Source organism: Actinomadura rugatobispora, from assembly GCF_055379765.1.
The window spans coordinates 8,591,015-8,603,271 of record NZ_AP029191.1 but is presented as its reverse complement, the minus strand read 5'-3'; the positions used below and the strand labels follow the sequence as shown (position 1 = coordinate 8,603,271).

Here is a 12,257-nt window from a genome sequence, read left to right as displayed (position 1 = left end):
CAAACTTTTGGCCGTGCCAGGGCCGGGACCCGGGCCTGGCACGGCCGGGTTCGACGCACTTCCGGAGAGGAACGAGATGCGCCTGAGAATGCTGCCCGCGGCCGCCCTGCTGCCGGTCCTCGGTCTGACCGCCTCATGCACGACGGAGAACACCGCGCTCAGGCAGATCCAGCCGAACGCGACCGTCTATATCGACGCCTGGGACGAGGACGCCGACGAGGGGGACCGGGCCCTCGTCGAGCAGAAGCCCTCGGGCATGTGGGTCGTCCCCTCGGACGCGCCCTTCCGCTCCAGGCGCGTCAAGGGCTTCACGGTCCGGGTGACGCTGGACCCCAGGCGCGGTTTCGTGGTCACCGATCTGGGCGGCACGAGGGTCGGCAAGGACCACGACAACTGCCTTGAGCAGGGCGAGACCTATGCCTTCCTCGACACCCCGCCGAGCTCGCTCCGGTGGGAGCCGGCCCGGGCCGACAGCGGTGCGAGCAACGACGACTGCCAGGTCGTCCAGACGGACTGAGCAACCGCCCCCGCCGGTGCCGCGGGCGCCCTCAGGTGATGCCGGCCAGGCGTGACCGGGTGCGCTGCGGGGCCGACGGGGGCAGCGTGTCGATGACGCCGGCCAGGGTCACGCCGGCGAGGCTGTCCCGCCACGCCTGATGCGCGTCGGCCATCTTCACGGCGAGGACGCAGGTGCTCTGGCAGTCCTCGGCCGGCAGCGCCCCCCTCCCCTGCCGCCGGATCTCGCGGCACTCGTAGGGGGAGGACGTGCCGTCCACGGCCTCGACGATCTGCAGCAGCGTGATCTCCGCGGCGGGCCGGGCGAGCCGGAACCCTCCCCGCGGGCCCGTGGTCGCGGCCAGCAGGCCGGCCTTGACCAGTGCCTTCAGCTGCTTGGCGAGGTAGGGCGCGGGCAGGTCGTAGTACTGCGCCAGCTGCGCCGTCGACGCGCTGGCTCCCGGCTCCAGCTGCGCCAGCGTGGTGGCGCAGTGCAGAACCCATTCGGTGCTCGCAGGCAGCTTCACGCGTGCCAGTCTATTCACGGACATTGTGGACCTTTTTAGTCCATGATAGTTTCGTGCCCGATCACGAGGACGGGAGAGCACCATGCGGATCGCCGTCGCCGGCGCGACCGGCACCATCGGCACCCTCACCACCGCCGCCCTGGAACGGGCCGGGCACGAGGTGGCGGGCATCAGCCGCTCGCTCGGCGTGGACCTGACGACCGGTGCCGGGCTCGACGCCGCCCTGACCGGTGTGGCCGCGGTCGTCGACGTCACCAGCAGCAACGCCACCGACCGGGACGAGGCGGTGGGGTTCTTCGGCACCGCCACGCGCCACCTGCTGGCCGCCGAGGAGCGGGCCGGCGTGCGCCACCACGTCCTGCTGTCGATCGTCGGGCTCGACCGCGTCGAGGGCAACGCGCACTACGCCGGCAAGCGGGAGCAGGAGCGCCTGGTGGCCGCGGGCCCGGTGCCGTGGACGATCGTCCCGGCCACGCAGTTCCACGACTTCGCCGCGATGGTGGCGAGCTGGACCGAGCAGGACGGCGTCGCCACGATCGCGCCGCTGCTGGTGCAGCCGATCGCCCCGGCCGACGTCGCCGACGTCCTCGCCGAGGTCGCGGTGGGACGGCCGCAGGGCCGCTACGCCGACCTCGCCGGGCCCGAGCCGCAGGACCTGGTGGACATGGCCCGGCGCACCGACCAGGCGCGCGGCCGCTCCGTCAGGCTCGTGCCGACGTGGTCGGGGATCTTCGACCCGGCGATGGCCGGTGACGTGCTGCTGCCCGGCCCGGACGCCCGCATCGCGCCGACCACCTTCGACCAGTGGCTCGCCGGGCAGACGCCGTAGGACCGCCCGCGGGCCGCCTCACGCGGCGGCCCGCTCCCGGGAGCGGGCCAGGACGAGCAGGACCCCGGCCCCCGAGACCGCCATGCCGAGGACGACGCTCGCGGTGAGGTCCTGGCCGAGGATCGGCACGGCGAGGACGGCGGTCACCGGCGGCACGAGGTAGAGCAGGCTGGTGGCGGCCCCGCCCGTCCCGCGCCGGAGCAGGGCGAACAGCAGGATGAGCGCGCCGATCGAGTTGACGATCGCCAGCCATGCCAGCGAGCCCAGCGCCTCGGCGGTCAGCGGCATGTGCAGCCCGCCGTGCAGCGCGGCCAGCGGGAAGGTGGTGACCGTCGCCCCCAGAAGCTGGATCGTGGTCCCGGTGCGCAGGTCGACGGAGAGGCCGAAGCGCTTCTGGTAGAGCGTCCCGGCGGCGAGCCCGGCCAGGGCCAGGAGGGTGTAGGCGTAGCCGACGAGGGGTGCGCCGCCGGACAGGTTCCCGCTCACCGAGACGGCCACGCCCGCCAGGCCCAGGGCGAGCCCGGCCCACTGGCGTCCGGTCAGCCTTTCGGCGAACATCGGGACCGCCACGGCCGCGACGATCAGCGGGCAGGCGCTGAGGACGAGCGAGGACAGCCCGGCCGGCACCCCGTGCCCCAGGCCGAAGAACACGGCGCCGAGCTGCACCGTCTGCAGCAGCACTCCGGTCGCGAACAGGTGCGCGTAGACGCGGCGGTCCTTCGGCCACGGCGCGCGGGTGGCCAGCGCGACCGCGCCCAGGACGGCGAACGCGGCCAGGAACCGCCAGGCGACCAGGGCCAGCGACGCGCCGCTGCGCGCCCCGATGGTCCCGGCGAGATACCCGCTGCTCCAGATCGGCACGAACACCACCGGCAGGGCGGCCGCCGCCACCCGGCGGGCGGTCCGCCCTCGTCCCGGCGGCGCCTTCTCCCTCCGGCGCCCCGGCTCCCCGTCCGTGTTCTCGGCGGGGTCGGCTCGGCATTCCTCGGACGCGGTCACAGCCCTCCCTCGGCCGGGCGACGGCTCTCCGGATCAACCGCCGCGGCTCCGCCGATCATCCCGCCCCGCGCCCACCGGCACCGACACGACGTCGGCACGTTTTCATGGTTAACCTACCTTTATAATAGGAAATTACAGCCTCCGTCGACAAGGGGAGATCGATGAGCACGACCAGCACAGTCACGGCACCGCCCGTGCTCTCCGACGCCGCGGCGGTCGAGGCGGCCCGCGCCTTCGCCGCCCGGATCGCGCCCGGCGCGATCGACCGGGACCGGGAGGCCCGCCACCCGGGCCCCGAGCTGGACGAGCTGGCCGCCACCGGCCTGCTGGCCGTCTCCGTCCCGCGCGAGCACGGCGGCGGCGGGGTGGCGGCGAGCACGGTGGGCGAGGTGTTCCGGATCCTCGCCGTCGCCGACCCCTCGGTGGCCCAGCTGATCCTTGCGCACTTCGTACTGATCGCCCTGCTCGGCGAGGCCGGCACCGACGCGCAGAAGGAGTTCTTCTACGGCCGGGTGACCGCCGGCGCGCGGATCGGCAACGCGACCGCCGAACGCGGCACCAAGCACGTCTTCGACCGGCTCACCTCCGTGACGCCCGCCCCCGGGGGCGGGTACCGGCTCGACGGCCGCAAGTACTACACCACCGGCGCGCTGGGCGCCCAGTGGATCGGCGTCGCCGCCTCCCTGGACGGCGACCAGAGCCTGCCGGTCACGGCGTTCGTCCCGGGCGACGCCGAGGGCCTGGAGTTCGGGGACGACTGGACGGCCTTCGGGCAGCGCGCCACCGCCAGCGGCTCGATCGTCTTCAGCGGCGTGCACGTCCCGGCCGACCGGGTGCTGCACCTGGGCCCGGTGCCCGCCGCCCCCCCGCCGCTGATCCTGGGCGCCTACGACCAGCTGCTGCACCTGGCCATCGACGTCGGCATCGCGCGGGCGGCGCTGGAGGAGGGGGCCGCGTTCGTCCGCACCCGCTCGCGCCCGTGGTTCGAGTCCGGCGTGGACAGGGTGTCGGACGAGCCGCACGCCGTCCTGCGCTTCGGCCGCCTGACCACCCTCCTGCACGCGCTGGAGGCGCTGTACGAACGGGGCGGACGCGCCGTCGACGCCGCCCTCGCCGCTCCGGAGCCGACCGACGAGAACACCGCGGCCGCGTCGCTGGCGGTCGCCGAGGCCAAGGCCTACTCCCAGGAGATCGCGGTGCAGATCGCCACCGACGTGCTGGAACTGGCCGGGACCAGCGCCGCCGACGCGAGCCACGGCCTGGACCGGCACTGGCGCAACGTCCGCACGCACTCCCTGCACGACCCCGCCCGCTGGAAGTACGTCCACATCGGCAACCACCTCCTCAACGGCGTCAACCCGCCCCGCTACCCGCTCCTCTAGACGCCCACGGCGGCCGCCTCCGCGCGGCCGCCGTCCGCAGAGGGCCGATGACATTCGCGATTACATTCGTAGGTGTACGGCCCGGTCGCCACGCCGGGCGGCTCCCGAGAAGTGGCGGAGGACCCATGACCACGTTCGACTCCCCCATCCCGCGGTTCCACCTGGCGATGCCGGTCGACGACCTGGACGCCGCCCGCCACTTCTACGGCGAGGTGCTCGGCCTGGAGCAGGGCCGCAGCTCCGATTCCTGGGTGGACTGGAATCTGCACGGCCACCAGTTCGTCACGCACCTGGCGCCGGAGCGTCCGGGGCGGGTCCACAACCCGGTCGACGGCCATGACGTCCCCGTGCCGCACTTCGGCCTGATCCTGACGGTCCCGGAGTTCCACAAGCTCGCCGACCGGTTGCGCGCGGCGGGCACCGCGTTCGTCATCGAGCCCTACGTGCGTTTCGAGGGGCTGGCCGGCGAGCAGTGGACGATGTTCCTGCTCGACCCGGCGGGCAACGCCCTGGAGTTCAAGGCGTTCGCCGACGACGCGCAGGTCTTCGCCTCCTGACCGTCCCCCGGTCGGATCGCGGGCCGAGATCATGTACTTTTCCGGTGTGAATGATGGGAAATCGATCGCGGGGCTCGATCTGACCGGTCTGCGCCGCTCGTTCCACGCGCACGCGGAGACGGCGTTCACCGAGCTGTGGACCTCGGTCGCGATCGCGGCGGAGCTGCGGCGGCTCGGCTGGCGGGTGCGCACCGGCCGGGAGGCCGCCGACCTCTCGCGGGTGCCCGCGCTGCCCGGCCCGGACGAGCTGGCGCGCGCGGCCGAGCGGGCACGGGCCTGGGGCGCCGACGACGACGGCCTGCGAGCCGTCCGCGACGGGCACACCGCGGTGGTCGCCGACCTCGACGGCGGCGCGCCCGGCCCGACGACCGCCGTGCGGGTCGACATCGACGCGCTGCCCCTGGCCGAGTCCGGTGACCCGTCCCACGCGCCGGCCCGCGAGGGGTTCGCGTCGCGGTCGGCCGAGGTCATGCACGCGTGCGGCCACGACGGGCACATCGCGGTCGGCCTGGAACTGGCGCGGCGCCTGGCGGGGAGGGGCTTCCCGGGCCGGGTCCGGCTGCTGTTCCAGCCCGCGGAGGAGGGTGGGCGGGGCGCCCGCGCGATGCTCGCCGCGGGCGCGGCCGAGGGCGTCGACCGCCTCTACGCCCTCCACCTCGGGCTCGGCCTGCCGGTCGGGGAGGTCGCGGCGGGCACCTCCGGCTTCTTCGCCAACGCCAAGCTGCTGGCGGCCTTCACGGGACGGCCGTCGCACGCCGCGCACTCCCCCGAGGAAGGGCGCAACGCGCTGCTCGCGGCGGCTCAGGCGGCGCTGGGCCTGCACGCGCTGCCGCGGTTCGCCGCCGCCGACACGCGGGTGAACGTGGGCGTGCTGCGCGCCGGGACGGCCCCCAACATCGTCGCGGCGGACGCCGAGCTGCGGATGGAGCTGCGCGCCACGGACGGCGAGGTCTGCGACGAGCTCGAGCGCCGCGCCCGTGCCGTGCTGGACGCCGCGGGCGCCGCGCACGAGGTCGGCGTGCGGGTCGAGCAGATCGGCGCGGCCACGACCGCGCGCTGCGACCCGGCGGCGGTGCGGGCGATCGCCGCGGCGGCCCGAGACGTTCCGGCGGTGACGCGCGTCCTGGACGACCACCGGTTCGGGGCCAGCGACGACGCGACGTTCCTGATGCGGGCCGTCCAGGACGCGGGCGGCGAGGCGACGTACCTGGTCGTGGGGGCGTCGAGCCCCGCACCGCACCACAGTCCCGGATTCGACATCGACGAGACCTGCCTGGCCATCGCCGCCGACGTGTTGGAGCGTGCCGTCCGATGAGTTTCAGCCATCTGTCCCATCTGGAGTGCGGGCGGTGCGGCGCCGTCCACGCCGCGCAGCGGCCGCACAACCTGTGCACGGCGTGCGGGTCGCCGCTGCTCGCCCGCTACGACCTGGACGCGGTCCGCTCGTCGGTGACCCCCGCCGACCTCGCGACCCGCCCGCCGGACCTGTGGCGCTACCACGAGCTGCTCCCGGTCTCCGCGCCGGGCTCGGTGGTCAGCCTCGGCGAGGGCATGACCCCGCTGGTGCCGATGGCGCGCTACGGCGAGCGCATCGGCGTGCCCGGACTGCTGATGAAGGACGAGGGGCTGGTCCCCACCGGGTCGTTCAAGGCGCGCGGCGCCGCCGTCGGCGTCTCGCGCGCGGCCGAGCTGGGGATCGGGCGGCTGGCCATGCCCACCAACGGCAACGCGGGGGCCGCCTGGGCGGTGTACGGGGCGCGCGCCGGGCTGACCTCGACGGTCGTGATGCCGGCGGACGCCCCGGAGATCACCCGGCGCGAGTGCGTGGCGGCCGGCGCCGACCTGCACCTGGTCGACGGCCTCATCAGCGACGCCGGGCGGATGGTCGGCGAGCTGGTGGCCCGCGAGGCGGGCCGGGTGTTCGACGCCTCGACGCTCAAGGAGCCGTACCGCATCGAGGGCAAGAAGACCATGGGGCTGGAGATCGTCGAGCAGCTCGGCTGGCGGTCGCCCGATGTGATCATCTATCCGACCGGCGGGGGCGTCGGCCTGATCGGCATCCACAAGGCGGTGCGGGAGCTGACCGAGCTGGGCTGGCTGACCGGCCCGCCGCCGCGGCTGGTCGCGGTGCAGGCCGAGGGCTGCGCGCCGATCGTGCGGGCGTTCGAGCGGGGCGAGCGGGAGAGCACGTTCTGGGAGGACTCCCGCACGGTCGCGTTCGGCATCAACGTGCCCAAGCCGCTGGGCGACTTCCTCATCCTGGAGGCGCTGGCGGAGACCTCGGGCACCGCGATCGCCGTCGGCGACGACGAACTGATCGAGGACCTGCGCGCCGTGGCGGCCCTGGAGGGCGCCTACGTGTGCCCCGAGGGCGCGGCCGCGTTCACCGCCGCCCGCAGGCTGCGCGCCTCCGGCTGGATCGCCGAGGACGAGCGGGTCGTGGTGCTCAACACCGGCGCCGGTCTGAAGTACCCGCAGACGGTCGAGGCGGACGCGCCGATCCTCCCGGTGGACGCCTCGCTCGCCTGATTCCCTATAAAAGAAGTATGTTCTACCCGGTTTCTAGGTGAGGGGATCAGTGGACGAGGACATGACGGCCGTCCCCGCCGGCGACGCCGGCGACGGCGCGGCCCTGCTGGTCGTCGACCGGGTCGCGATCGGTTACCGGCGGAACGGGCGGTACGTGCCCGCCGTGGGCGAGGCGAGCTTCGAGGTGCGGCGCGGCGAGAAGATCATGCTGCTGGGCCCGTCGGGCTGCGGGAAGTCCACCATCCTCAAGGCCGTCGCCGGGTACCTGCGGCCGGCGGCGGGACGCATCGTCGTCGGCGGCCGGGAGGCGCCGCCGCCCGGCCCCGACCGCGCCGTCGTGTTCCAGGAGTTCGACCAGCTCTTCCCCTGGCGCACGGTCCTCGGCAACGTCGTCTACCCGCTGCGGGTGACCGGGGTCGACCGCGCCACCGCCCGCACCCGCGCCGTGGAGCACCTGGAGCTCATGGGGCTGGGGGCGGCGCTCGACAGCTACCCGCACCAGCTCTCGGGCGGGATGAAGCAGCGGGTCGCCATCGCCCGCGCGCTGGCCATCGACCCGCTGATGCTGCTGATGGACGAGCCGTTCGGCGCCCTCGACGCGCAGACCCGCGGGCGCCTCCAGCGCGAGCTGGCCACCATCGCGGCCCGCACCAACGTGACGCTGCTGTTCGTCACGCACAGCATCGACGAGGCGATCCTGCTCGGGGACCGGGTGGTCGTCCTGGCGGGGCGCCCCTCCCAGGTGGCGCGGATCGTCGACGTCGCCGGCCTCGGCGGCCCGGACGACCCCGGCTTCGCCGACGCCCGGCAGACCCTGCGCGGGCTGCTCGCCGAGGAAGGAGAGGACCTCAGCCGTGCCGTCTTCGACTGAGACCGAGACCGGGGCCCCCGGGAAGGCGGCGCCGCACGCGCCGGACCGGGCCCGGCGTCTGCCGTCCTGGTCGCGGCTGCCCGCCTGGGCGCGCCGCACCATCCTGTTCGCCGTGCTGATCGGGATCTGGCAGGCCTACGCGTCGTACTCGGGCGCCAGCCGGTTCGTGTTCGCCGGCCCCTGGGACGTGGCCCGGGCGTTCGCCGAGGGCTGGGCCAGCGGCGAGATCGCCGTGGCGACCGGCACCACCATGCGGCTGCTGGTCACCGGGATGGTCATCGGCATCGCGCTGACGATCGTCCTCACCGTCCTGGCGATGACGACCCGGATCGGCGACGACCTCCTCACCCTGCTCTCCTCCATGATCAACCCGCTGCCGTCGGTGGCGATCCTGCCGCTGGCGATCCTGTGGTTCGGGCTGACCGACTCGGCGCTGATCTTCGTGACGGCCAACGCCGTCCTGTGGCCGATGACCGTCAACGTCAGCATGGGGCTGCGGACCGTCCCGGCCACGCTGACGATGGTCGGCCGGAACCTGGGCCTGACGGGCTGGCGGCTCACCCGCGACGTCCTGATGCCCGCCGCCCTGCCGCACGCCATCGCCGGGCTGAAGACCGGCTGGGCGTTCGGCTGGCGCACGATCATCGCCGCCGAGCTGGTGTTCGGCATCGCCGGCGCGCACGGCGGCCTCGGCTTCTTCATCAACAACTCACGCTATTTCGCACGGATCCCCGACGTGTTCGCCGGGCTGGTGACGATCGCCCTGATCGGCATCGCGTTCGACCTGTTCTTCGGCTGGGTCGAGCGGCGCACGGTGGCGCGCTGGGGAATGAAGGAAGGCGCAACGATATGACCCCCCGCCTGCGGACCCCACGCCCGGCCGCCCGCTCCTACAGCCGCCGCGACGCGCTGCGGCTGGGCGCGGTCACCACCGGCGCCGCCGCGCTGTCCGCCGCGTGCGGCGGCGGCTCGGACGGCTCCGGCAAGGAGATCGGCATCGCGATCGGCAACGGGATCAGCTACGCCGCGTTCAACGTGATCCAGGCCAAGGGCTGGCTCGAGCAGGAGCTCAAGGGCCGCACCATCTCCTGGCGGGTCATCTCCGGCGGCGGCACCACCCGGGACGCGCTGCTGTCGGGCAAGCTCCAGATCGGCTCCTCCGGCCTCGGCCCGCTGCTCATCGGGTGGGACGCCGGCGTCCCCTGGAAGATCGTGTCGTCGCTGAACGACATGCCGCTGTGGCTGGTGGCCAAGGACCCCAGGTTCAGGAGCCTGCGGGACTTCAGGCAGGGCGACCAGATCGCCGCCGTCCAGCCCGGGTCCATCCAGTCGGTCATGCTGCAGAAGGCCGCGCAGCAGCAGCTCGGCGACCCGCACGCCCTGGACAAGAACATCGCCACGATGGCGCACCCCGAGGCGTTGCAGGCGCTGCTCGGCGGCCAGATCGCCGGCGCGTACACCTCGCCGCCGTTCCAGTTCCAGGCCGTGGAGCAGGGCGCCCGCAAGCTGGTCGACAGCTACGGGCTGTTCGGGCAGCACGGTTTCAACGTGATGGCGGCGACCGATGAGTACGCGGAGAAGAACCCGGACGTCCTCGCCGCGGTGCACAAGACCATCGCCCGCGCCAACGACTTCATCATCAAGCAGCCCGCCGAGGCGGCCAAGATCCTCTCGGCCGCGGAGAAGGGCAGGATCTCGGCCGCCCAGTACGAGAAGTACCTCACCCACCAGGGCATCCAGTTCACCACGACCCCGCACGGCCTGCTGAAGATCGCCGCGTTCATGAAGGAGATCGAGGTCATCAAGAAGGTCCCGGGCGACTGGCGCGACCTGGCGTTCGACACCGTCAAGAAGGAGAACGGCTCCTGACCGCGTAGGCGGCCGGGCGCGACGCCCGGCCGCGTCCGCGGGTTGACGGACGGTCGTGCGAGCCCTCCGAAAGCCTTGGTCAGGAGCGGGCCAGACCTCCCCTTCCGGAATGGAAACTTTGGCCGCGATGAACATGTTCCCGCAGGTGGGGGTAGTGCCGCACAGTGTGAACCATTCGCAACGGATTGAAGTGACCTGGTCGGGTCTGGGTGTCACCGTCACCGCCGACCTCGATGACCGGAACGCCGGTCTGGCCCGGGCACTGTGGGAGTCCCTGCCGTACCGGAGCCTGCAGGGCCACGCCCTGGTGGCCGGTCACCACCTCTTCCACGTGGCCCCGATCCACGACCTGATCCACCTGGACGCCGCCCACCGGGTCGACCGCCGGACGGTCCCGGACGGCACCGTCTTCTGCTCGAAGCTGCAGCATCTGGGGATCAAGTACGGGACGCTGACCGAGCCGATGGCGGCCGCCCCGATCGGCCGGGTCGTGCCCGGCGACCTGGACGCGCTCGCCGAGGCCGGGCGCGCGGTGTGGGAGTCGGTCTACACGTCCAAGAAACCGGTCGTGGCCGAGGTGCGGCGCGCCGGCGAGATGGGCGGCCACCGCGTGCCGCGGCTCACCGCCGCCGCGCCGGAGGCCGACGCGCTGATCGGCGACGTGCACGCCGAGACCGAGCGGATCTGGCTCGACCTGCCCGAGGAGCTCGCCGAGGTGCACGACGGCCGGGTCCGCTCGGGCGCGGGCAGCTACGGCACCGTCCTGACGACGATGCTGTTCGTCAACGGGGAGACCCGGCCGCTGGGCTACAACGCCTACAGCGGCCTGGTGCGCGCCGCGCACGAGGGGATGCCGGTGCGGTCGCTGCGCCACATGGCCCGCACCCTGATCGCCGTGCCGGCGGAGTTCCTGGCCTACTGCGGGCTGGAGAAGCTCGGCGCGTTCACCGAACGGGTGCTGGAGCACCTGGACCGGCTCTCGACCCGCGACGACTTCATCGCGGTCATGTCGCACATGGCGCTGTACGTCAACTGCCTGGGCGGGTGGAACCTGCACCTGTTCCCCTGGCATCTGGGCGAGCACCTCACGGCCGGCGGAGCGCGCCGGTGACGGGCGGCCGCGTGGCGGTCGTCGGCGGCGGCGTGATCGGGCTGTCGGTCGCCTGCCACCTGGCCGAGGCGGGCGCCGACACGGTGCTGCTGGAACGGCACGGGCTGGGGTCGGGGGCGTCCCGCGCCACCGCCGACGTGCTGCGCGCCTACTTCCCCGGCAACCCGGTCAGCTCGGCGATGGCGGTGCGGAGCCTGGCCGCCTACCGGGCCTTCGCCGGGCGGACCGGGACGCCGCTGCCGCTGCGGCGGGTCGGCTACCTGGTCCTGTTCACCGAGCCCGAGCAGGTCGCGGCGTTCGAGGACGACCTGCCCGCCCAGCGCGCCGCGGGCGTGGACGTCCGCCCGATCGGCGCCGCGGAGGCCCGTGGGCGCAACCCGCTGATCGGCGACATCGGGCTGCTGGCGGCGGCGTGGTCGCCGCAGGCGTACGTCTCCGACACCGCGGCCATCGTCGGCGGGTTCGCCGCCGCGGCCCGGCGGGCGGGCGCCGACCTGCGCACGGGCTGCCCGGTCACCGGGATCGACGTCCCCGCGGGCCGCCTGGCCACCACCGGCGGCACCCTGGCCGCCGACGCGATCGTGTGCGCCGCGGGCGCCTGGTCGGTGCCGCTCGCCCGCGCGGCGGGGGTGGAGCTGCCCCTGGCCGAACCGGTCGAGCAGGAGCTGCTGGCCACCGGGCCGCCGCCGTCCGGGGACCCGGTCCCCGATATCCCGATCACCCTGCGCGCCGGCAGCGGCCTGCTCGTGCGCAAGCGCGGGGACGGGCTCCTGGTCGGCATGGGCTACCCGGGACCGGATCGGGAGGAATGGCGCGAACGGGTGCGCGCCGAGCTGGCCGCCACCTATCCGAGCCTGGACGGGGCCGGCCTGCGCACCGCGTTCACCGGCGTCCGCGACGCCAGCCCCGACCGGACCGCCTTCATCGGCGGCGTGCCCGGAGACAGGCCCTTCCTGTACGCGGCCGGGTTCTCCGGGCACGGCCTGTGCACGGCGCCCGCGGCCGGGGAGCTGGTCCGCGACCTGTACCTGGGCCGCGAGCCGGACTTCGACGTCCGGCGGCTCGCGGCCACCGCCCAGAGGGGGTGA

The 12,257-nt window shown here is 73.9% G+C and carries 13 protein-coding genes; 11 read left to right on the top strand and 2 right to left on the bottom strand.

The genetic code is table 11. The features are described from left to right. Nucleotides 1-76 precede the first annotated feature (76 nt). Nucleotides 77-517 carry a hypothetical protein gene (locus ACZ466_RS38680; RefSeq protein ID WP_378290006.1) on the top strand — a complete coding sequence of 147 codons (441 nt, stop codon included), beginning with the start codon at nucleotides 77-79 and terminating at the stop codon, nucleotides 515-517. Between the two features lie 31 nt (nucleotides 518-548). Here the strand turns inward: ACZ466_RS38680 and ACZ466_RS38675 are convergent, their stop codons facing one another. Further along, entirely contained in the window at nucleotides 549-1,022 is a 474-nt protein-coding gene (locus tag ACZ466_RS38675) for an RrF2 family transcriptional regulator (RefSeq protein ID WP_378290004.1), read from the bottom strand. Nucleotides 1,023-1,104: 82 nt separating this feature from the next. On the opposite strand from ACZ466_RS38675, the gene ACZ466_RS38670 reads away from it, so the two are divergent. After that, nucleotides 1,105-1,851: an SDR family oxidoreductase gene (locus ACZ466_RS38670; RefSeq protein WP_378290002.1), complete on the top strand. Its 747-nt coding sequence runs from the start codon at nucleotides 1,105-1,107 to the stop codon at nucleotides 1,849-1,851. Nucleotides 1,852-1,869: 18 nt separating this feature from the next. Here ACZ466_RS38670 and ACZ466_RS38665 read toward each other — a convergent pair whose 3' ends face one another. Further along, nucleotides 1,870-2,850, bottom strand: a complete 981-nt coding sequence (locus tag ACZ466_RS38665) for a DMT family transporter (protein WP_378290000.1) — start codon at nucleotides 2,848-2,850, stop codon at nucleotides 1,870-1,872. A gap of 161 nt (nucleotides 2,851-3,011) precedes the next feature. On the opposite strand from ACZ466_RS38665, the gene ACZ466_RS38660 reads away from it, so the two are divergent. From ACZ466_RS38660 to ACZ466_RS38620, 9 genes are all read left to right on the top strand, one after another. Then, a complete protein-coding gene (locus ACZ466_RS38660) occupies nucleotides 3,012-4,232 on the top strand; it encodes an SfnB family sulfur acquisition oxidoreductase (protein WP_378289998.1) in 1,221 nt (406 codons plus the stop codon). A gap of 125 nt (nucleotides 4,233-4,357) precedes the next feature. Then, nucleotides 4,358-4,789 carry a VOC family protein gene (locus ACZ466_RS38655; protein ID WP_378289996.1) on the top strand — a complete coding sequence of 144 codons (432 nt, stop codon included), beginning with the start codon at nucleotides 4,358-4,360 and terminating at the stop codon, nucleotides 4,787-4,789. A 46-nt stretch (nucleotides 4,790-4,835) separates the two neighbouring features. Continuing rightward, the gene (locus ACZ466_RS38650) at nucleotides 4,836-6,104 is read left to right on the top strand and encodes an amidohydrolase (protein ID WP_378289994.1); all 1,269 of its coding nucleotides are present in this window, start codon (nucleotides 4,836-4,838) and stop codon (nucleotides 6,102-6,104) included. After that, a complete protein-coding gene (locus ACZ466_RS38645; protein ID WP_378289992.1) occupies nucleotides 6,101-7,318 on the top strand; it encodes a threonine synthase in 1,218 nt (405 codons plus the stop codon). Before ACZ466_RS38650 ends, ACZ466_RS38645 begins: the two co-directional genes overlap by 4 nt. Nucleotides 7,319-7,367: 49 nt before the next feature. After that, complete coding sequence (locus ACZ466_RS38640; RefSeq protein ID WP_378289990.1) at nucleotides 7,368-8,189, top strand: ABC transporter ATP-binding protein; 822 nt, start codon at nucleotides 7,368-7,370, stop codon at nucleotides 8,187-8,189. Next, nucleotides 8,173-9,042, top strand: a complete 870-nt coding sequence (locus ACZ466_RS38635) for an ABC transporter permease (protein WP_378289988.1) — start codon at nucleotides 8,173-8,175, stop codon at nucleotides 9,040-9,042. The genes ACZ466_RS38640 and ACZ466_RS38635 overlap by 17 nt, the downstream gene beginning before the upstream one ends. Beyond that, nucleotides 9,039-10,058, top strand: a complete 1,020-nt coding sequence (locus ACZ466_RS38630) for an ABC transporter substrate-binding protein (RefSeq protein ID WP_464041850.1) — start codon at nucleotides 9,039-9,041, stop codon at nucleotides 10,056-10,058. Before ACZ466_RS38635 ends, ACZ466_RS38630 begins: the two co-directional genes overlap by 4 nt. Nucleotides 10,059-10,248: 190 nt before the next feature. Continuing rightward, nucleotides 10,249-11,169, top strand: coding sequence for a cucumopine synthase-related protein (locus ACZ466_RS38625; RefSeq protein ID WP_378289984.1), 921 nt, complete (start codon nucleotides 10,249-10,251; stop codon nucleotides 11,167-11,169). Further along, entirely contained in the window at nucleotides 11,166-12,257 is a 1,092-nt protein-coding gene (locus tag ACZ466_RS38620) for an NAD(P)/FAD-dependent oxidoreductase (protein WP_378289982.1), read from the top strand. The genes ACZ466_RS38625 and ACZ466_RS38620 overlap by 4 nt, the downstream gene beginning before the upstream one ends.